This is a genomic window from Microbacterium sp. NPDC056234, from assembly GCF_042267585.1.
Lineage (GTDB): Bacteria > Actinomycetota > Actinomycetes > Actinomycetales > Microbacteriaceae > Microbacterium.
The window spans coordinates 322976-342850 of record NZ_JBHJTE010000001.1 but is presented as its reverse complement, the minus strand read 5'-3'; the positions used below and the strand labels follow the sequence as shown (position 1 = coordinate 342850).

Sequence of the window (19875 nt, the reverse complement as noted above, 5' to 3'; positions counted from 1 at the left end):
AACCGAGGACCTGCCACGGCATCGGCCAGTAAACTGGCACAAACCTGCCCGCCTGAGCCCTGAGGCCGACGAGCCATTGAGGAGTCGCCAATGCTGACGATCCTCGCGGTCTTCCTCTTCTCGTCCCTCGTCCTTCCCGCCCTCGTCAGATGGCTCGGTGCACAGGCGTTCGCGATCGCCGCGCTCGTCCCCGCGGCGGCGTTCGTCCACGCGCTCGTGCTCACCCCGCAGGTGCTCGACCCCGAGACGACACCGTTCGAGTCGATCGCCTGGATCCCTCAGCTCGGTCTGAATCTGTCGATGCGCATGGACGTGCTCGGATGGATCATGACGCTCATCGTCACCGGCGTCGGCGCACTCGTGCTGCTCTACTGCCGCTGGTACTTCCACGACAGCGCCGCGGGTCTCGGGCAGTTCGCCGGCGTCCTGCTCGGCTTCGCGGGTGCCATGTACGGCCTGGTGCTGACCGACGACCTCGTCATGCTCGTGATGTTCTGGGAGCTCACCAGCATCCTGTCCTACCTGCTCATCGGCCACTATCGAGGTCGTGCAGCCAGCCGTCGAGCCGCGCTGCAGGCACTGCTGGTGACGACGCTCGGCGGCCTGGTCATGTTCGTCGGCGTCGTCCTGCTGGTGGTGGATGCCGGAACCTCCAGCATCTCCGCGATGCTCGAGACCCCGCCGACAGGGCCGATGGTCAACGCCGCGATCGTCCTGCTGCTCGTCGGCGCGCTGAGCAAGTCCGCGATCTTCCCGTTCCACTTCTGGCTCCCCGGCGCCATGGCGGCGCCGACTCCTGTCAGCGCATATCTGCATGCCGCGGCGATGGTGAAGGCCGGCATCTACCTCATGGCGCGCTTCGCGCCGATCTTCGCCCTCAGCGAGCCATGGCGGCCGATCGTCGTCTCGCTCGGCGTCTTCACCATGCTGCTCGGCGGATTCCAGGCCCTGCGCGAGACCGACCTCAAGCGTGTTCTCGCCTTCGGCACGGTCAGCCAGCTGGGCTTCTTCACCGTCGTCGTCGGCTACGGGACGCAGGCCGCAGCCCTCGCCGGACTCGCCCTCGTCATCGCGCACGCGCTGTTCAAGTCGGCGCTCTTCCTCATCGTGGGCGTCATCGACCGACAACTCTCGACCCGTGACATCACCGAACTCTCCGGTGTCGGTCGACAGGCCCCGGTCATGGCCACCGCCGCGTTCATCTCGATCGCGTCGATGGTCGGCGTCGTGCCGACGATCGGGTTCGTCGCGAAGGAGTCGGCTCTCACCGCGCTGCTCGACGACGCGCTCGCCGGGTCGCCGTGGGGCATCGTCGCCATCATCGGGGTCTCGCTCGGAGCAGTGCTCACCGCTGCCTACGGCATCCGCTTCCTGTGGGGCGCCTTCTGGACCAAGCGCGACGCGCAGGGCGACCGGATGCCGGACACCCCATGGCCCGACCCGCCGGTCGGCTTCCTGTCGGCGCCCATCATCCTCGCCGGCGTCACTCTTGCGGCCGGTGTCGGTGCGCCGGCGGTCGATATCGCCCTGCAGGGATACGCGCTCACCGCTGCGGAGGGGCTCAGCGGCGAAGGTCCGGGGCACCTCGCTCTCTGGCACGGGTTCGAACCGGCGCTGGCGATCTCGATCCTGTCGATCCTGCTCGGACTCGGCGTCTTCCTGCTGGCCAAGACGACGGGGTGGGATCGGAAGCCGAGGATCCTGCCGTTCACGGCATCCGATGCGTACTACCTGATCACCCGCGGGGTCGACCGGCTGTCGGTGTTCACGACCTCGCTCACGCAGCGCGGTTCGCTGCCGGTGTACGTCGGCACGATCTTCATCGTCCTCGTCCTCGCCGAGATCACGGCGCTGCTCGCGGTCGATGTCGACCGGCTCGAACTGTCCGCATGGCACACCCCGACGCAGCTCGTCGTCGCCCCCATCATGGCCGCAGCCGGCATCGTGGCCGTCCGGGCGCGGAAACGTTACACGGGAGTCGTGCTGGTGTCGGTGACGGGACTGGGCATGGTGGTGCTGTTCGCCACCAGCGGTGCGCCCGACCTCGCGCTCACCCAGATCCTGGTCGAGACGGTCACGCTGGTCACGTTCGCCCTCGTGCTGCGCCGCCTGCCGTCCCGGATGGGCGAGCACAACGCCTCGGTCGGACGCGTGCCGCGCGCGATCCTCGCCGTAGCGGTCGGCGTCACGATGGCGCTCATCGCGATCGTCGCGACCCAGGCGCGCGTCGCCGATCCGATCTCGATCATCTTCCCCGAACTCGCCTACGACCTCGGTCACGGCAAGAACGTGGTCAACGTCGCCCTGGTCGACCTGCGCGGATGGGACACGATGGGCGAGCTGTCCGTTCTCGTGCTCGCCGCAACAGGTGTGGCATCGCTCGTGTTCGTCACGCACCGCGCCGACCTCCTGGCCGCCACACGCACCCTGCCGCGATCCACCAGGCGCAAGGCGCGACTGAACCCGCTCGTCGAGACCACGGACGGCGTGCGCTTCCAGACCGCCGAGAACCGCAGCGCGCCGCGTGCATGGCTCATCGGCGGACAGAAGATGAAGCCGGAGAACCGGTCGATCCTGCTCGAGGTGATCGTCCGCATCCTGTTCCACACCATCATCGTCGTGTCGATCTATCTGCTGTTCGCCGGACACAACACCCCGGGCGGCGGGTTCGCTGGCGGCCTGGTCGCCGGCATGGCTCTCGTCATGCGCTACATCGCCGGCGGACGCTGGGAGCTGGGAGCTGCTGCGCCGACGGATGCCGGTCGCCTGCTGGGGGCCGGGCTCATCGTGGCTGTCGGCACGGCCGTCGTGCCCCTGTTCTTCGGGCTCTCGCCGCTGACCAGCACGTTCTGGGAGTGGGAGATCCCGCTCATCGGCCATGTCGAGTTCGTCACGTCGACCATCTTCGACATCGGGGTGTACCTCGTCGTCATCGGACTGGTGCTCGACGTGCTGCGCAGCCTCGGTGCCGAGGTCGACAAGCAGGCGCTGCAGATGCGCGCGCGGGGGGTGAACGTCTGATGGATGTCTCGCTGACCCTGATCTGCGTGATGGCGGTGCTCTTCGCATGCGGCGTCTACGCGATGCTCGAGCGGAGCCTCACCCGCGTGCTCATCGGGTTCCTGCTGCTGGGCAACGCGACGAATCTGCTGCTGCTGATCGTGATGGGCGTGCCTGGCAATGCGCCGTTCTACGGCGAGACCGACGTCAGCGACCCGCTGCCGCAGGCACTCACGCTCACGGCGATCGTGATCACCTTCGCGGTGTCGGCGTTCCTCCTGGCGCTCATCTATCGCTCCTGGCAGCTCGGCCAGGCCGACACGGTCGAGGACGACGAGGCGGACATCGCCCTGCGCGAGCGCACGGATGCCGATGAGGACGTCCTCGACGATGAGGCCGACACGGAGGACGAGAGCGCGACGACGGACTTCGTCGGACTGCAGACCGCGCCGATCACCGTCCTGCACGCGCGGGATCACCCTTCCATCGACGACGACGCGCCGGTGGACTCGCCGTACGCCCCACCCCGCGCATCCGAGGACGAGGAGGACCGCCCATGAGCGCGCTCGTCCCGCTCCTCGTCGCCCTCCCGCTGCTGGGCGCCGCTGTCACCCTCGTCTTCGGACGCAGCCCGCGGCTGCAGATCGTCGTCACCGCGGCGACCCTGGCGGCCGTGGCCGTCATCGCCGCCGTTCTCCTCGTCGTGGTCGACGGAGGGAATCCCCTCGCCGTCTCGGTCGGCGGTTGGCCGGTGCCGTTCGGCATCATCCTCTACGTGGACCGGCTCGCGGCGCTCCTCGTGCTGGTGTCCAGCATCGTCCTCGTCGCCGTTCTGCTGTTCTCCATCGGTCAGGGTGCGGCGGACGGCACGGACGAGACACCGATCTCGATCTTCAACCCGTCCTATCTGATCCTCGCCGCGGGCATCTTCAACGCGTTCATCGCGGGTGACCTGTTCAACCTGTACGTCGGATTCGAGATCCTGCTGGTCGCGTCGTACGTGCTGATCACGCTCGGGAGCACAGAATCCCGCATCCGCACCGGCGCCGTCTACATCGTCGTGTCGCTGGTGTCGTCGATCCTCTTCCTCGCGTCGATCGCCATGATCTACGGCGCCCTCGGCACCGTGAACATGGCGCAGATCGCCGAGCGGATGACCGAGCTTCCGCAGGAGACGCAGCTCGTGCTGCACCTGCTCCTGGTCGTCGCGTTCGGTATCAAGGCGGCGATCTTCCCCGTGTCGTTCTGGTTGCCCGACTCCTACCCGACCGCGCCTGCTCCGGTGACGGCGGTGTTCGCGGGCCTTCTGACCAAGGTCGGCGTGTATGCGCTGATCCGCACCGAGACCCAGCTGTTCGCCGAGAACAGCATCGACACGATCCTGCTGATCGTGGCGTTCGCGACCATGATCGTCGGGGTGCTCGGCGCCGTGGCGCAGGCCGAGTTGAAGAGGATCCTCTCCTTCACCCTGGTTAGCCACGTCGGCTACATGATCTTCGGTCTCGCGATCGCGACACCGGCAGCCATCGGGGCGACCGTGTATTACATCGTCCACCACATCGTGGTGCAGACGACGCTGTTCCTCGCGGTCGGACTGATCGAACGAAGAGCGGGCAGCACGAGCATCCTGCGGGTCAAGGGCCTCATGAAGGCGGCGCCGATTCTGGCCGTTCTGTACTTCGTACCGGCGATCAACCTGGGCGGACTCCCACCGTTCTCGGGATTCATCGGCAAGTTCGCGCTGTTCGAGGCGGCGGCATCGGTCGGCACGCCGATCATGATGGTCCTCATCTTCGGCGGCATCGTCACGTCGCTGCTGACGCTGTACGCGCTGATGCGCGCCTGGAACCTCGCGTTCTGGCGCGAGGAAGAGGATTCCGCCGAGACCGAGGGCCGCATCTCCTACCTCGGCAACGCTCCCGCCGCGGACGAGCAGCAGGAGCGCCGCCGCATCCCGAAGATCATGACGATCGCGACCGGCGGCATGGTCGCGGTGACGGTCGCGCTGACCGTGTCCGCAGGGCCCCTGTACGCGCTGTGCGACCGCATCGGCGACGCGCTGCTGCAGCCCGTGAGTCTCGTGCAACTGGAAGGGGAGGTGAACCCGTGAGCCCCGACGCGCGTCCCAATCTGTTCCAAGCCGTTCTGCTGCAACTGCCCTTCCTCGCATGGTTGGTCGTGCTCTGGATGCTGCTGTGGGGTCAGTTCACCGTGCTCGCCTTCGTGACCGGGCTCGTCGTGGCGATCTTCGTCACCAGAGTGTTCCGTCTGCCGACGATCGAGCTCAGCGGACGGATCAACCTCTGGTACGCGGCACTGTTCCTGGTGCAGTTCCTGTTCGCCGTGCTGCGCGGCGCGCTGGGGGTGACGGTGCAGGTCTTCGACTTCCGCCACCAGCCCGGTGCCGCGATCGTCGGCGTCCCGCTGAAGTACGCGGATGACCTGGTGATGACGCACGTCGCGGTGACGGCATCCCTCATTCCGGGGTCGCTCATCGTCGAGACCGATCGCGATCGCCGCATCCTCTACCTGCACGTGATCGGTGTCCGGACCACGGCCGACGTCGACCGGCAGCGCGAGCAGGTGCTGCGGTGGGAGCAGCGGATCGTGCGGGCTCTGGGGAGCCCTGCGCAGTACCGTGCTCTGAGGGACGACGAGCGAGCGCTCGCCGCGGACGGACGCGCGGGGGGTCTGCGATGAACATACTGATGATCGCGATCATGGTCGTCTTCGGCGTCGCGGCGATCCTGACGCTGGTCCGGATCGTGCGGGGGCCGTCGATCCTCGACAGGGCCGTCGCATCGGACGTGCTGCTCACCGAGGTGATGTGCGTGCTCGGCGCCGAGATGGCGATCAACGGGCACACCCGCAGCATCCCGGTGCTGCTCATCATCGCGGCGGTCGGCGTCTTCGGGTCCATCTCGGTCGCACGGTACGTGGCGAGAAGGGACAACACGACACCATGAATCTCTTCGGTCTCGAGATCCCCGGCGTCATCATCGACTGGGTGGTGCTCCTCCTGATCCTGTGCGGAGCGCTGCTGTGCCTGTCGGCCGCCGTCGGGCTGCTCCACTTCAACGACGTGCCATCGCGCCTGCACGCGGCGACGAAGCCGCAGGTGCTCGGGCTGCTGCTGATCTGCATCGCGATCGCGCTGTCGCAGCGCTCGATCGACGGGATCCTTATCGGCGCCGCACTGGTGGTTCCGGTTGTGCTGATGCAGTTCGCGACCGCTCCGCTGTCTGCCCATATGGTCGGGCGGCAGGCGTATCGCAACGGGACGACCGATCAGCGGCACCTCGTCGTGGACGACCTCGCCGATTCGAAGCAGACGCCGCCCGCGGCGGGGTGAGCGGAGGAGAGCGGATGTCAGCACCCGCAGGGTGGTACGACGCAGGGGCGCCCGGTCGTCAGCGATGGTGGGACGGCTTCCAGTGGACCGCTCATGAGCGGGCGGCGCCTGTGCTCGCGGCCCCGATGGGCTGGTACCCCGTCCCCGGAAGGCCGGACGTGCGGTGGTGGGACGGCACGACATGGACGCCCTATCGCGTCCGAGACGGCCGACCGCGGCCGGATGCCTTCGCGATCGAGCCGGTGGCGACCGGCATCGTGCTCGGCATCGTGTTCCTCGTCCTCGCTGCGATGCAGACGGTCGTCGGGGTGATCTCGAGCAGCTCGATATTCCCGTGGGCGGCGTTCCTGATGGCCGCGGCCGGGGTGGTGTGGCTCGTCGGCGGCATCACCACGAACGCGCTGCGCCGGTGGCCCGCTCCGCAGGGAGCGCCCGTCACCGACCTCGTCGTGCGGCCACTGCCCGGCGATGTCGAAGGGCCGGGGGCCGGTTGGTATCCGGTCACCGGGCAGGCCGGTCGCTGGTGGACGGGCGCGCGGTGGAGCTGGTACGTCGGCATGAAGATCGGTGTTCGTCCAGGACACTTCGGCCCGCGCGGCTACCTGATCTCGATGATCGCGGGGTGGATCGTGGCCGGAATCGGGATTCTCGGGCTCGTGGTCGGTGGGCTCGGCATCGGTCTGGCCGCCGCAGGAGAACAAGCTGTCGGCGCCGTGCTCGGGTTCCTCGGCATCCCGTTCGGCCTGATCTTCGTGGGGCTGGCGCTGTTCGTGCTGCTCCTCACCCGATCGCGTCGTTATGCGATGCTGCTTCCCGAGGCGCAGCCGCCGGTGCGCTGACGCAAGCGCTCACACCCGCTCGGCGAAGACCTGGATCAGCCGGACGGCGGGTCGTGCGTCGCTGATGAGCGTTTCGTGGCCGTGGCCGCGGATCACCTCGAGTTCGGCGTCGGGGGTGCGGTCGAGGATCTCCTCGCACCAGCTCATCGGCGCCAGGGGATCGGATTCGCCGCGCAGCACCAGCACGGGACAGCGGACGCGGGGGAACGTGTCCTCTGGCCTGTGCACGATCATCGCCCGCATCTTCCGGATCAGATGCGGGCCGCCGCGCAGATACTCCCTCGCGCCGCGCCAGAGCACGACCGGGGATTCTCCGAGCAGGTCCCACAGCAGATATCCGGCCTGGCTGCCGATCGTGCGCGAAGCGCTGTTCACGGTCGGTCCTGCGAGCACGACGCCGGCGACCAGGTCGGGATGCCGTGCCGCCAGCTCCGCGGCGATCTGACTGCCCATCGAATGGCCGATCGCGACGACTCCGGACACGCCGGTCGAGCGCAGGTAGGCGGCGACGAGATCGGCGTGGCGAGCCATCGTCAGCGTCCGAACCGGCTCAGGCGCCTCCCCGAAACCGGGCAGGTCGACGGCGATGACCCGGCCGTTGAGCCGAGTCGCGAGGTCGAGGAACACGCTGCGACCCATGCCGATGCCGTGCAGCACGACGAACGGGCGCCCTTCGCCGAAGGTCTCGACCACGAGGGTCGCCCCGCCGTGGTCGAATTCTTCGATGGTGGCAGGGACGCCCTCGGGGGCGAGCAGGCGGGTCGGCATATGAGGACGATATCCGAACCGCGGCGGCCCACGCGGACACGGGTAGCGCGTCGGTGAGCCGTGCAGGCCGTGATCGCGTCCGCGACCGGCCGTGTCGGCGGGGCATGTGAAACTGATGTGTGATCTTGCAGGATGCCCCCCACCCGCCCGTGCCGAAATCGAGTCTCCGCGCACGGATCGCGCGCTCGCTCGCCGACCCGGTGCTGCGGGCACTGGTGGCATCGACCGCCGTGTCGCGCATCGGCCGCGGCGTGTTCCTCTCGGTCACCGTGCTGTACTTCACGCTCATCATCGGACTGAGTGCCGGCGAGGCGGCGGTCGTCCTCGCCGTCTCGAGCGCGTTCGGAGTCCTCGCATCCTTCCTCGGCGGGTGGCTTGCGGATCGGTGGAGCGCACGACGCCTCACGTTCGTCTTCGAACTGCTCGGTGCGGCGCTGTTGGCGACGTATGCCTTCGCCGACACGTTCGTCGCGGCGCTGGTGATCGCGACGCTCGCCGGCTTCTTCGACACGATCAGCCATTCGTCGCGGTCGGCGGTCATCGCGCGCGGCTTCGCTCCTGACAAACGCGTGCACGCGCGTGCCGTGCTGCGCACGGTGACGAACCTGTCGCTCGCGCTCGGAGCCGGCGTCGCGGCCATCGCGCTCGCTCTCGGCACCCCCGAGGCCTACCGGACCGTCATCGTGGGAGCCGGTGTCATCGGCATCCTCGGTACCCTGCCGCTGCTGCGCCTGCCGGCCTCGGTGGATGCCCCGACCCGCAGCGTCGAGCCGGTGCGGACAGAGACCGGTTCGATCGACACCCTCACGACGGCGGATGCCGCGCGTGCTGCCCGCGTCGACTGGCGTCGTCGCTCGCCATGGCGCGATCGCCGATATCTGCTGCTCACGCTGCTCTCGGCGATCTTCGGGATGCAGTTCGGCGTCGCCGAGCTCGGCGTTCCGCTCTGGATCACGACGCGCACCACGGCGCCGGAGGTCGTGGTCGCCGTCATCCTCATTGTGAACACGGCTCTCGTGGTGCTGTTCCAGGTCAGGGCCTCGCGCGGCACGCACGACGTGCGAACCGCTGGACGCGTCACCATGATCGCCGGATGGCTGATGGCGGCGGCTTGCGTCGTCTACGCGCTCGCGGCCGGTCTTCCGGCCTGGGTCGCGATCGCCGTGCTGCTCTCGGCCGCGGTGCTGCACACGTTCGCCGAGATCCTCTCGCAGGCGGGTGCATGGGGATTGAGCTTCGAGCTCGCAGACTCCGTGCGCGCCGGCGCGTATCAGGGCGTGTTCGGCATGGGATTCTCGGTCGGTGCGCTCGCGGCCCCGATCATCGTCAACGCCACAGCGATCACGTACGGGCTGCTCGGGTGGGTCGTGCTCGGAGCGGTCTTCCTCGCATCCGCCGCGGGGATCTGGCTGATCGCGCGCCGCGCTGCCGAGCAGACCGCCCTGCGGGAATCCGACGTGGCCGGAGCGAATTAGCGCCGGCACGGGCGCGGATCTGCACCGGCGGCATCGCGCCCGATCGGAATGGCGCAAAGGACGTCGCGGCGGATCGGCATACGTTTACCGAGACGATTCGGAGAACCCTGATGACGCAGACCACTCTCGACGGCGGCACCACCACCGCCGTTTTCGCCGAAGCGCGCTCACCGCAGCTGTGGCGCGCACCCATCCGCAACCGCCGCATCGCCGAGCGAGCCCAGCAGTTCCTCGACCGCGCGCTCGCCGAGGCCGGTGCGCCGATTCCGTGGTGGGGCTTCTCCGACTACGTGCGATTCGACGTGAACGGAGACCGCCAGGAGTTCGAAGACCTGTACTTCGACCGTCGACGTCGCCTGTTCGCCGCCGCGATCGGCGCCCTGCTCAGCGACGAGGTTCCGATCTCCGCGACCGAGGACGTGATCTGGGCCGTCTGCGACGAGTACGCCTGGGCGCTGCCGGCGCACATCGCGCAGCTGTCGTCTGCGCATCCGGATGTCCCGCACGACGAGAGCATCGATCTGTTCGCGGCCGAGACCGCTTTCGCGCTCACCGAGATCATCGCGCTCCTGGGCGACCGTCTCCACCCGCTCGTCGTCGCGCGCGTCCGCCGAGAGGTCGAACGCCGCGTGCTCACACCGTTCCGCGAGCGGGCGTGGCCCTGGGAGAGCGTCGAGACGAATTGGTCGTCCGTCTGCGCCGCGAGCGTCGGCATCGCCGCCATGCACCTCGAGACCGAAGGCCTGGCCGGCATCCTCGATCGCTGCACCGCCGCCATGGATGCCTTCCTCGCCGGCTACGGTGACGACGGGATCTGCGTCGAGGGACTGAACTACTGGAACTACGGCTTCGGACACTTCGCGTTCTACGCCGAGGCGCTGCGGCAGCGCACCGGCATCGACCTCTGGCACGGACCGGACGAGCACAAGCTCGCCGCGATCGTCCGCTACCCCCGCAGCGTCGCGCTCGGAGGACGAGCGGTCGCCGCGTTCTCCGATGCCGAGCCGTACGGAATGGTCGCCTCCGCGGTGGCCGGGCTCACCGAGTCCCTCGATCCTGGGTCGGCGGTGTCGCGGGAGTTCTGGTCGACTCAGGGCTGGTCGCACAACTGGGGTCCGGTGATCCGGCAGTTCGTCTGGGCCCGCGACGCCGAGGACGAGGTGGCGGATGCCGCGGCATCCGCCGAGTGGTTCCCGGATGCCGAGTGGTTGGTGGTCCGCGCGTCCGCAGCGGCCGACGCGCTGGGATTCGCCGCCAAGGCCGGGCACAACGATGAGCCGCACAACCACAACGACGTCGGGTCGTTCGTGTTCGCGGTGAACGGCGAACCGCTGCTCAGCGAACTGGGAATGGGGTTCTACGACGGCGCGTACTTCCAGCTCGGCACCCGATACGACAACATCTCCGCGGGCTCGCAGGGGCACAGTGTGCCGATGTTCGGCGGTGTGCGCCAGCATCACGGGCAGGATGCCAGGGCGATCGTCGAGGAGGTCTCGACGGACCACGGGCGGCTCGTGCTCGACCTGACGTCGGCCTATGATCACCCGGGTCTTCGCCGGGTACGCCGCGCGATGACGTTCGCGAACGGGACGCTGACGATCGAGGACGCGTTCGATCTCGACGAAGCCACCGAGATCGTCGATCGACTCGTATCGCTGTTCCCGATCGAACTCGAGGGCGACGCCGCCGTGGTCCGCGGCGCGCACGGCGCCCTGCGGGTCACCTGGTCGGACGGGTGGGAGCCGCGGGTCGGCGAGACCGGGTTCCGCACGCACGACGGCGATCCGGCCACCGCGCACTTCCTGGACCTCGTCCGCACGGCGGCCGTCGCGCGGTGTGCGATCACCGCGACTCCCCGCTGACGCCAGGAAGCGACACGGACTGCGACGGGAATCCGGGCAGGAAACCTCAGCCGGTCGGCCGCAGCACCAGCGTCTCGACGGTCGCGGCGTCCACGGCATCCGCCGAGAACGCCCACCTGCGCTGCACGCCGGCCGCCCAGTCCTCGGTCTGATCCGTGTAGTGATCGTCGAACGCATGGCCTGAGGCGCCGGTGAGGTGGATCCAGCTGGACGCGTCGAGATCCGACATGTCCACGACCATCCGCATCGACGGAACGGTCGTCGTCGCGTACGACTCGCCGAGCTCCCATCCTGTGGCGTTCACGATCGATGCGCCGCCGCCGACCGTGTACGGCCCGCGGTTGAACAGCCACTCGATCGGCGCGATCCCCGATGAACCGAAGGTGTCGCTGACCAGGCTGAGGGCGTGCAGACCTCCCCAGCTCCAGCGCGACGGCGTCTCGCCCTGCAGGCCAGCCAGCTCGTCGTAGGCCTGCTCCGCCGAGAGCTTCAGCATCGCGTCCTTGCCGTCCACGTCGATCGCCTCATTGACCCACAGCGGGTCCTCCGGGTCATCGAGCATCCCCCCGACCACCGTGAACAGTCGGCTCTGGCTGCCCAGCGGCAGCGGGGACTCGCGGTTCGCGAAGATGTTCTGCGCCAGGTTCGACCACAGCACGTTGGCATAGGCGGCAGCCGCCGAGGAGGCGCTGTTCTGGGCATCCCAGCCGCGCAGCAGAGCGACGGCCTGCTCCGGCCCCTTGCCGTCGACCTCGATGCCGCCCAGCGCGGTCGCCAGCTGCTTGCCGATCCACATCTCGTTGTCCATCTGGATCTGACGCATGTCCTGCGCGGTGAGCGGCGCTGCCGCCGCCCGCCGCTCGATCATGTGCGCGATGCGCGCGGCGCGGTATCCGTAATCCCAGTCCCGTGACAGGAAGTGGGCATAGTCGTCCGTGACGATCGCGTTGTTCGCCGTGACGATGTAGCCCGAACTCGGGTTGTACGCCACGGGGAGCTCTTCGAACGGGATGTACCCGGTCCAGTCGTACGCGCTGTCCCAGCCGGGCTGCGGCAGCCAGCCGTCGCCCGCACCCCGCGTCGGCAGGCTGCCCGGCGTCTGATAGCCGATGTTGCCGTCGACATCCGCGTAGATGAGGTTCTGCGCCGGCACGTCGAACAGGGAGGCGGCGTAGCGGAAGTCATCGAAGTCCTGTGCCGTGGCCAACGCGAAGATCGCGGTCGCCGTCGTCCCGGCATCCAGTGCCGTCCAGCGCAGGCTGATCGCGTACTCGCCCTCCGGGACCTCCGGCGCCCCCGCCAGTGGGAGCACGGTGCCGCCGGTGCCGACCACGGGATCGTCGGCGATCGCCGAGGCATCGTCGGTCAATCCGGAGATGATCGGGCCGTGCACGGTCTCGCGGATCGTCAGCGGGATGTCGGACGCGCCGGCGACCTTGATCGTCTCCTCACGGACCTCCAGCGGCACCAGTTGCCCATCGCGCCAGTACGACTCGCCGTCGACGCGCTCGACGTAGAGGTCGGTGACGTCGGTGGTGAGGTTCGTGAATCCCCACGCGACCTGGGCGTTGTGCCCGATCACGATGCCGGGGAGCCCCGAGAAGGAGAAGCCGCCCACGTCGAACGGGCACTCCTCGGTGACCTCGGAGCACTTCAGCTGCACCTGATACCAGACGCTCGGCAACGAGGCCCCGAGGTGCGGGTCGTTGGAGAGCAGCGGCATGCCCGATTCGGTCAGCGCACCGGAGACGACCCACGAGTTCGACCCGATTCCCTCGCCCACGTCGCCGATCAGCAGGCTTGCGGCTTCGATGACGGAGTCCGCCTCCTGCCAGTCCACGGTCGTCATGGCCGCTTGCGCGGCGGCTTCGTCGTCCGTGGGGGCGGTGTACGCGGCAGGCTCGGCCGTCGTCTCGGTGCCGAGTGCCGGGACCGTGGAGATCTTCGGGACGATGACCGGGTTCTGCTCGAACGGATACGCGGGATACAGCTGCTCGAGCAGGGCCTGCGTCGTCGCGGCATCCGTGCCGTCGGCACCCAGCTGGGATGCCAGGATCGCGCGCTCGGCCTCGTCCTCGATGTTGGTGCGGAGATCCCAGGCCATGGCCTTCAGCCAGGCGACGGAGTCCGCCGGCTCCCACGGTTCGACCTCGTAGTCCGGATTCTGGATGCCGAGCACCGCGTACTCGAGGCTGAGGTCGGCGCCGCTGCGCGTCGCGAGATACGCGTTCACGCCGTCCGCATAGGCCTGGTAGTAGCCCAGGGTGGTCTCGTCCATCGCCGCGACCTCTTCCTCGGCGACATCGCGCCAGCCGAGGGTGCGCAGGAACATGTCGGTCGCGACCTGGGACTCGCCGAACATCTCGGCCACCCGTCCGCTGGTCACGTGCCGGCGGAAGTCCATCTCGAAGAATCGGTCCTGCGCATGCACGAACCCCTGGGCGTGGAAGAGGTCGCCGGAGCTGTCGGCCGTGATGGTCGGGATGCCGGAGGCATCGCGCTGCACGGTCACCTGCGCCTCGAGGCCGTCGAGCTCCACATGGCCGGAGGTCTGAGGGAAGGAGCGTCCGATCGTCCACGCGAGGAAGAAACCGGCGGCCACGGCGATCACGACCACGGCGGCGATCACGGCGAGCAGGATGGTGCCGATGCGTCGCCCGACCGAACGGCGTGGTGCCGAAGGGGTGGCCTCGTCTGTCGTCATCGTCAGGGGTTCCTTCTGGGTAGAGCTGTGGGACCCGGTTTCACCGGATCGGGGTGCGCGTGTCGGGTCACGTGCACCCCGGCATCCTAACCCGGCGGGAGCCCTCCCACAGAGTCGGAGATCGTCAGCCGATCAGGCTCGGCTGCAGGTCGCGCAGCGTGCGGCGGTGCGTCATCCGCGTGACACCGATCATCGCGAGCAGGAGTGCGGCGATGAGCCAGATCGCGAGCACCGCGAGATCCCAGCCGGCGCGGGCGAGGTTTCCGCCGTACATCAGCTGGCGCATGGCGTCGACGACGTATCCGAGTGGGAGGACGTGGTGCAGGGCGGCCAACGGTGCCGGAAGCGTCTGCCAGGGGAACGTCCCGCCGGCGGTGACCAGCTGCATCACCATCAGCACGAGACCGAGGAACTGACCGACCGAGCCCAGCCAGACGTTGAGGGCGAGGATGATCGCCGCGAACGTCGCGGAGGCGAAGACCAGCACCCCGAGCGTGCCGAACAGGTTGTCGAAACGGAATCCGAGCGTGATCGACAGGATGCCCATCAGCCCGACCATCTGCAATGCACCGAGGGCGGCGGGGGTGAGCCAGCCGGCCAGCGTCACGCGGATCGGTGAGTGCAGCGCCGTGACGGCACGGCGGGAGATCGGCTTGACGATGAGGAACAGGGCGTAGATCCCGATCCAGGCGGCCAGAGCGGCGAAGAACGGCGCGAGCCCTGCGCCGTAGTCTTCGGCGGAGGCGACCTTGTCGCTGGACACGGCGACCGGGTCGGCGATCGTGTCGGCCTGCGCCGTGCGCAGCTCAGGAGTGGATGCCGGGATCTCGTCGACGCCGTCCTGCAGTCCGTCGCGCAGCTCGACGGTGCCGGACGCGAGCGTCGACAGCCCGTCGCGCAGCTGGGCGGCTCCGTCGTTCGCTGATGCCGCTCCGGTGGCGACGGTGCCGGCGCCGGTGGCGAGTGTCGATGCGCCGGCGGCGAGCTCGGAGGCTCCGGCTGCGACCGAGGCGGATCCGGCGGCGAGCTGATCGACCTTGTCGACCGCGGACTGCACCGTGGCGTTGCCGTCCTGCAGGCGCTGCGTGAGCGGGTCGAGTCGGTCGAGCACCTGATCGATCTGGTCCTGCGCCAGCCCCTGATCGCTCAGCATGGTCTGGATGTCGGCGCGTGCCTGGGGAAGCGCGTCCGCGGCCTCCTGGACGGCCGAGCCGGCACGGTCGGCGGCGTCGGCGAGCTGGCGGTTGCCGTCGCTGACCTGCCGGGCGCCGTCGGCGAGCGTCGCAGCGCCCGCGGACAGGGTGCCTGCGCCGGCCGCCAACTGCGCGGTGCCGTCGGCGAGCTGGGCCGTGCCGTCGGCGAGGGCGGAACTGCCGGATGCCGCAGAGGCGGACCCGTCGACCAGTTGTGTGGCTCCGTCGGTCGCCGTGATCATGCCGTCCCGGACATCGCTGAGCCCGGTGAGGAGCTTCTCGGCTGCCTCGCTGCCGACCATCTCGGCCACCGAGCTGCGGATCTTCTCCACCGCCTGCGTGCCCATGGAAGACGCGAGGTAGTTGTTGGCGTCGTTCGTCTCCAGCTCGATCCGCGCCCGGTGCGGGTCGGTTCCGGATGCCGAGGTGAGCGCCTCGGAGAAATCAGCCGGGATCCTGACCGTGAAGTCCACGTCGCCGTCGTGCAGGGCTTGCGCGGCCTCCTCCGCGCTCATCTCCTGCCAGTCGAAGGCGTTTCCCTCGATGAGATTCTCTGCGACGTCGTGGCCGTAGTTGGCCGGCTCGTCGGCGGTGCCCGATCCGGTGTCCTCGACGACCAGCGCCACCGGAACCTCGGAGAATTTTCCGTACGGGTCCTGGTTGGCCCACAGGTAGAGGCCGCCGTAGAGGATCGGCACGCACATCAGCGCCAGCAGCGCGACGACGCCCATCTTGCTGGCGGTCAGTCGTCGCAGCTCGGCGGCGATCATGGCGGGGACCTTCATCGTGCGGCCTCCTCGTCGCCATCTGCGTCGTCGGCCGCCGGGAGGACCAGTGGCTCGATCGGACCTGAGGCGTTGACCGCGCCGAGCTCCTGCATCCGCTCCAGGGCGACGGCGGCCGAACCTCCGAGGATCACGAGCATCGCGAGACCGCGGTCGGCGAATTCGCCGGCGATCCGCCACCAGCCGTCCGGGCTGCCGCCGTGCCGATCGGGGGAGACCAGCACGATCGCCTCGACGCCCTCCCGCAGCACGGCGAGTTCGCACAGGATCCGCACCCGTGCGGCCGGATCCACCGTGCCGATGGGGGCGGCGGCGATGTCGTCGTAGCCCAGCTGGGCGAGCCAGCGGCGGGCGTGCAGCGGCGTCGCCGGGTTTCCGGCGAACATGAGCTCCTCGCCGACCACGCCGGCCAGGGCGATGTCGGGGTGCGGGTCGCTGACATCGGGTGCGTCGACGAGCGCGACCGTCCGGCGCAGCGCCTTCGCGTTCGCGACGCCGTCGATCGTGACGCGACCGGTCTCGGGCTTCATCCGTCCGCTCGCGATCAGTCCGAGCACCGTCGGACGCTGCTCGGTCTCGGCGAGGGCGTAGCGCACAGCCCCGCTGTGGAACTCGAGGCTCGTCGACGCAAGCGCCTGGCCTCCGCGTCCCTTGCTCACCTCGTGCAGGGCGACTCTCACTCCGCCGCCTCCCGGCCTGCGATCTCGGGATGTGCGGCGAGCAGGTCATCGGCTTCGCGCCAGGAGAGACCGGCGATGCTCAGCACCGACCGCACCGCCAGGTTCTCGGCTCCGGTGGTGGCGGCATCCGTTCGGGAGACGACGGTGCGCGCCATCTCCTCGATGAGGCGACCGACGGTGGGGGCGGCGAGGTCCGTGCGGAAGCTGCCGTCCTCCTGACCGCGGCGCACGAGCGCTGCGACGGTGCGGCGCAGCGGGGCGAGCGCCTCGGCGGTGTCGGCGACGTGCGCCTCGTCGAGGGCCAGCGCGGCGGCGACCTGCACATGCGCGGCCTCCTGCCACAGACGGGACGCGAGGCGGGCGAGGGCGATGCGGGCATCGGCGTCGTCGACGGACGCGGCGATGGCGTTGAAGCGCTGGGCGCCGTTGGCGATCAGCTCGCGGATCAGCGCGTCGCGGTCCTCGAAGTGGCCGTAGAGGGTGCGGCGCGAGAGGCCGGCGCTGCGAGCGATGACATCGACGGAGGCGTGGGGGTGGTTCGCCAGGGTCTGGCGGGCCGCGTCCAGGATTCCGGCGCGGTTCTCGACGGCGTCGCGGCGGGGTGCACGGGTGGTCATGACTCCATGCTAGTTATTGTGCACACTCGTGTGCAAGATAACTCGGTGGACTCACAGCATCCGCCGCGCCGCACGTACAGAACGGGGGCCGACACGCCAGATGTCGGACCGAACCGTCGAAACGGTCCGACAAGTGGCGTGTCAGCCCCCGGAACGGAGCGCGGGCGGCGTCAGTCGGTGCCGGAGTCGAAGGCCGCGCCCTCGGACGCGACGTCGACGGCATCCGTGAGAGCCTCATCGGCCTCGGAGACCGAGCCGTGCACCGAATCCGTGATCTCGTTCGCCTCGCCGGCCGTGACGCGGCCGACGAGCTCGCCCGTGGCGCCGCCGACGAGGCCGAGGCCCGCGTACTGCTCGAGGCGCGAGCGCGAGTCGGCGATGTCGAGGTTGCGCATGGTGAGCTGGCCGATGCGGTCGACCGGACCGAAGGCGGCGTCGCCGACGCGCTCCATCGAGAGCTTCTCGGGGGAGTACGACAGGTTCGGTGAGACGGTGTCGACGATCGTCCAGTCGTCACCGCGGCGCAGACGAACAGTGACCGAGCCGGTGATGGTCGAACCGACCCAGCGCTGGATGGACTCGCGCAGCATGAGCGACTGCGGCTCGAGCCAGCGGCCCTCGTACATCAGGCGGCCCAGGCGCCGGCCCTGCTCGTGGTAGGTCGCGAGGGTGTCCTCGTTCAGGATGCCGTTGACCAGGCGCTCGTACGTGATGAACAGCAGCGCCATCGCCGGGGCTTCATAGATGCCGCGGGACTTCGCCTCGATGATGCGGTTCTCGATCTGGTCGCTCATGCCGAGGCCGTGGCGTCCGCCGATCCTGTTGGCCTCATCGACGAGCGCCACCGGGTCGGAGTACTCGACGCCGTTGATCGCGACGGGACGGCCGCGCTCGAACGTCACGGTGACGTCCTCGGTCTCGATCGCGACGGACGGATCCCAGAACTTCACGCCCATGATCGGGTCGACGGTCTCGAGCGAAACGTCGAGGTGCTCGAGTGTCTTGGCCTCGTGGGTGGCGCCCCAGATGTTGGCGTCCGTGGAGTACGCCTTCTCGGCGGAGTCCCGGTACGGGAAGTCGTGGGCGACGAGCCAGTCGCTCATCTCCTTGCGTCCGCCGAGCTCGGTGACGAAGTCGGCATCCAGCCAGGGCTTGTAGATCCGAAGACGCGGGTTCGCCAGCAGGCCGTAGCGATAGAACCGCTCGATGTCGTTGCCCTTGTAGGTCGAGCCGTCGCCCCAGATGTCGACGCCGTCCTCCTTCATCGCGCGCACCAGCAGCGTCCCGGTGACGGCGCGGCCCAGCGGCGTCGTGTTGAAGTACGTCTTGCCGCCGGAGCGGATGTGGAAGGCGCCGCACGCGAGGGCGACGAGTCCTTCTTCGACCAGGGCGGTCTTGCAGTCGATCAGGCGCGACTTCTCGGCTCCGTACTCGAGTGCACGGCCGGGGATCGACTCGATGTCGTCCTCGTCGTACTGCCCGAGGTCGCCCGTGTACGTGTAGGGGACTGCGCCCTTGTCGCGCATCCAGGCGACGGCGACGGAGGTGTCAAGGCCTCCGGAGAAGGCGATGCCGACGCGCTCGCCGACGGGGAGGGACTGAAGGACCTTGGACATGGCTCCCAGTCTATCGGCGCGCGGCGTGTCGCCCTGCCGTGGGGGCGTGCGCACCGCGTCCCCCGTGCGTGCGGTCGTGGTCCACGGACACCTGCTCGACCCGCTGACAGCTCGGTCGCGTGCCGAATCCCGGGGGCCACGGCATCCGCCTGCGTGCCGGCCGACGGATCCCGGGTGACACGCCGTCCGGGGCTCGACCCGTCCGGAATTTCGCACCAGAGTGATCCTCGGAGGTGCGACATGGGCGAGGCGATCCTGTGGGGCTCGGTGGCGGCGGCGCCGCTGATCGTCGGCGCCGTGCTGGCCACGCTGCGACCGTGGTCGCCGAAATGGCTCGGCATCGTCCTGGGGTTCGGTGCCGGTGCGCTGATGGCATCGATCGCGTTCGAGCTGTGGGAAGAGGGGCTCGATCTCGGCGGTCCCCTTCCACTGGCGATCGGCGTCGCGGTCGGTGCGGTCGGCTACTACGCCGCCAACCGCATCGTCGAGAAGCGGGCGACGGCATCGGCGGGATCGCAGGGCGCTCCGCTCGCGGTCGGCGCGTTGCTCGACGGCATCCCCGAACAGCTCGTGCTCGGCATCGGACTCGCGTCGGGTGAGGGAGTGAGCGTCGCGCTCGTCATCGCGATCCTCGTCTCCAACCTGCCGGAGTCGATCGGCTCGGCATCCGATCTTCTCCAGGGAGGCATGAAGCGCTCCCATGTGCTCGGGCTGTGGGGCATCGTCGCCGTGAGCTGCGCGCTCGCGACCGTCGCGGGCTTCGCCGTGGCGGATGCCGTGACGGCGGAGTTCCGCGCGGCAGCCAGCGGATTCGCGGCGGGTGCTCTGCTCGTGATGCTCGTGGACTCGATGGTCCCGGACGCGCAATCCAAGGCGAAGGACGTCACCGGTCTCGCCACGGTGCTCGGGTTCGCCGTCGCCGCTGGGCTGTCCCTGGCGAACTGATCCGGGGGCTTCCGGCATCCGTGCGGGGCAACCCGCCCG

The 19875-nt window shown here is 69.0% G+C and carries 16 protein-coding genes; 10 read left to right on the top strand and 6 right to left on the bottom strand.

The features are described from left to right. Window positions 1-90 precede the first annotated feature (90 nt). Genes ACFCYE_RS01640 through ACFCYE_RS01610 form a run of 7 tightly spaced genes read left to right on the top strand, consistent with a single transcriptional unit; the run spans window position 91 to window position 7191 of the window. Window positions 91-3021, top strand: coding sequence for a Na+/H+ antiporter subunit A (locus tag ACFCYE_RS01640; protein ID WP_376175808.1), 2931 nt, complete (start codon window positions 91-93; stop codon window positions 3019-3021). Further along, a complete protein-coding gene (locus ACFCYE_RS01635; RefSeq protein WP_376175807.1) occupies window positions 3021-3560 on the top strand; it encodes a Na(+)/H(+) antiporter subunit C in 540 nt (179 codons plus the stop codon). Before ACFCYE_RS01640 ends, ACFCYE_RS01635 begins: the two co-directional genes overlap by 1 nt. Continuing rightward, entirely contained in the window at window positions 3557-5110 is a 1554-nt protein-coding gene (locus ACFCYE_RS01630) for a Na+/H+ antiporter subunit D (RefSeq protein WP_376175806.1), read from the top strand. The genes ACFCYE_RS01635 and ACFCYE_RS01630 overlap by 4 nt, the downstream gene beginning before the upstream one ends. Beyond that, a complete protein-coding gene (locus ACFCYE_RS01625) occupies window positions 5107-5700 on the top strand; it encodes a Na+/H+ antiporter subunit E (protein WP_376175805.1) in 594 nt (197 codons plus the stop codon). Before ACFCYE_RS01630 ends, ACFCYE_RS01625 begins: the two co-directional genes overlap by 4 nt. Further along, a complete protein-coding gene (locus ACFCYE_RS01620) occupies window positions 5697-5966 on the top strand; it encodes a monovalent cation/H+ antiporter complex subunit F (protein ID WP_376175804.1) in 270 nt (89 codons plus the stop codon). The genes ACFCYE_RS01625 and ACFCYE_RS01620 overlap by 4 nt, the downstream gene beginning before the upstream one ends. Then, window positions 5963-6352, top strand: coding sequence for a monovalent cation/H(+) antiporter subunit G (mnhG, locus tag ACFCYE_RS01615; RefSeq protein ID WP_376175803.1), 390 nt, complete (start codon window positions 5963-5965; stop codon window positions 6350-6352). The genes ACFCYE_RS01620 and mnhG overlap by 4 nt, the downstream gene beginning before the upstream one ends. Window positions 6353-6366: 14 nt before the next feature. Then, window positions 6367-7191 (top strand): DUF2510 domain-containing protein, encoded by an 825-nt coding sequence (locus tag ACFCYE_RS01610; RefSeq protein WP_376175802.1) that lies wholly within the window; start codon window positions 6367-6369, stop codon window positions 7189-7191. Window positions 7192-7200: 9 nt separating this feature from the next. Here ACFCYE_RS01610 and ACFCYE_RS01605 read toward each other — a convergent pair whose 3' ends face one another. After that, window positions 7201-7959: an alpha/beta fold hydrolase gene (locus ACFCYE_RS01605; protein ID WP_376175801.1), complete on the bottom strand. Its 759-nt coding sequence runs from the start codon at window positions 7957-7959 to the stop codon at window positions 7201-7203. 149 nt (window positions 7960-8108) lie between these two features. On the opposite strand from ACFCYE_RS01605, the gene ACFCYE_RS01600 reads away from it, so the two are divergent. Both ACFCYE_RS01600 and ACFCYE_RS01595 read left to right on the top strand, forming a co-directional pair. Next, window positions 8109-9434, top strand: coding sequence for an MFS transporter (locus ACFCYE_RS01600; protein ID WP_376175800.1), 1326 nt, complete (start codon window positions 8109-8111; stop codon window positions 9432-9434). A gap of 110 nt (window positions 9435-9544) precedes the next feature. Next, window positions 9545-11296, top strand: a complete 1752-nt coding sequence (locus ACFCYE_RS01595; RefSeq protein ID WP_376175799.1) for a heparinase II/III family protein — start codon at window positions 9545-9547, stop codon at window positions 11294-11296. Window positions 11297-11342: 46 nt separating this feature from the next. Here ACFCYE_RS01595 and ACFCYE_RS01590 read toward each other — a convergent pair whose 3' ends face one another. The 5 genes from ACFCYE_RS01590 to argG form a co-directional block, all read right to left on the bottom strand. Beyond that, window positions 11343-14000, bottom strand: coding sequence for a penicillin acylase family protein (locus tag ACFCYE_RS01590; protein WP_376175798.1), 2658 nt, complete (start codon window positions 13998-14000; stop codon window positions 11343-11345). Between the two features lie 124 nt (window positions 14001-14124). Then, the gene (locus ACFCYE_RS01585; RefSeq protein ID WP_376175797.1) at window positions 14125-15978 is read right to left on the bottom strand and encodes a YhgE/Pip family protein; all 1854 of its coding nucleotides are present in this window, start codon (window positions 15976-15978) and stop codon (window positions 14125-14127) included. Next, complete coding sequence (locus ACFCYE_RS01580; RefSeq protein WP_376175796.1) at window positions 15975-16658, bottom strand: hypothetical protein; 684 nt, start codon at window positions 16656-16658, stop codon at window positions 15975-15977. Before ACFCYE_RS01580 ends, ACFCYE_RS01585 begins: the two co-directional genes overlap by 4 nt. Beyond that, window positions 16655-17275, bottom strand: coding sequence for a TetR/AcrR family transcriptional regulator (locus ACFCYE_RS01575; RefSeq protein ID WP_376175795.1), 621 nt, complete (start codon window positions 17273-17275; stop codon window positions 16655-16657). The genes ACFCYE_RS01580 and ACFCYE_RS01575 overlap by 4 nt, the downstream gene beginning before the upstream one ends. A gap of 170 nt (window positions 17276-17445) precedes the next feature. After that, window positions 17446-18891, bottom strand: coding sequence for an argininosuccinate synthase (argG, locus tag ACFCYE_RS01570; RefSeq protein ID WP_376175794.1), 1446 nt, complete (start codon window positions 18889-18891; stop codon window positions 17446-17448). 240 nt (window positions 18892-19131) lie between these two features. Between argG and ACFCYE_RS01565 the strand changes: the two genes are divergently transcribed. Then, on the top strand, window positions 19132-19836 hold the full coding sequence (locus ACFCYE_RS01565) for a ZIP family metal transporter (RefSeq protein WP_376175793.1): 705 nt from the start codon (window positions 19132-19134) through the stop codon (window positions 19834-19836). Window positions 19837-19875 lie beyond the last annotated feature (39 nt).

What these genes read in the sequence shown, in the direction of transcription:
- argG (WP_376175794.1), bottom strand. Translation starts at nt 18,891, where the DNA reads ATGTCCAAGGTCCTTCAGTCCCTCCCCGTCGGCGAGCGCGTCGGCATC.
- mnhG (WP_376175803.1), top strand. Translation starts at nt 5,963, where the DNA reads ATGAATCTCTTCGGTCTCGAGATCCCCGGCGTCATCATCGACTGGGTG.
- ACFCYE_RS01585 (WP_376175797.1), bottom strand. Translation starts at nt 15,978, where the DNA reads ATGAAGGTCCCCGCCATGATCGCCGCCGAGCTGCGACGACTGACCGCC.
- ACFCYE_RS01575 (WP_376175795.1), bottom strand. Translation starts at nt 17,275, where the DNA reads ATGACCACCCGTGCACCCCGCCGCGACGCCGTCGAGAACCGCGCCGGA.
- ACFCYE_RS01640 (WP_376175808.1), top strand. Translation starts at nt 91, where the DNA reads ATGCTGACGATCCTCGCGGTCTTCCTCTTCTCGTCCCTCGTCCTTCCC.
- ACFCYE_RS01595 (WP_376175799.1), top strand. Translation starts at nt 9,545, where the DNA reads ATGACGCAGACCACTCTCGACGGCGGCACCACCACCGCCGTTTTCGCC.
- ACFCYE_RS01565 (WP_376175793.1), top strand. Translation starts at nt 19,132, where the DNA reads ATGGGCGAGGCGATCCTGTGGGGCTCGGTGGCGGCGGCGCCGCTGATC.
- ACFCYE_RS01630 (WP_376175806.1), top strand. Translation starts at nt 3,557, where the DNA reads ATGAGCGCGCTCGTCCCGCTCCTCGTCGCCCTCCCGCTGCTGGGCGCC.
- ACFCYE_RS01620 (WP_376175804.1), top strand. Translation starts at nt 5,697, where the DNA reads ATGAACATACTGATGATCGCGATCATGGTCGTCTTCGGCGTCGCGGCG.
- ACFCYE_RS01635 (WP_376175807.1), top strand. Translation starts at nt 3,021, where the DNA reads ATGGATGTCTCGCTGACCCTGATCTGCGTGATGGCGGTGCTCTTCGCA.
- ACFCYE_RS01590 (WP_376175798.1), bottom strand. Translation starts at nt 14,000, where the DNA reads ATGACGACAGACGAGGCCACCCCTTCGGCACCACGCCGTTCGGTCGGG.
- ACFCYE_RS01605 (WP_376175801.1), bottom strand. Translation starts at nt 7,959, where the DNA reads ATGCCGACCCGCCTGCTCGCCCCCGAGGGCGTCCCTGCCACCATCGAA.
- ACFCYE_RS01610 (WP_376175802.1), top strand. Translation starts at nt 6,367, where the DNA reads ATGTCAGCACCCGCAGGGTGGTACGACGCAGGGGCGCCCGGTCGTCAG.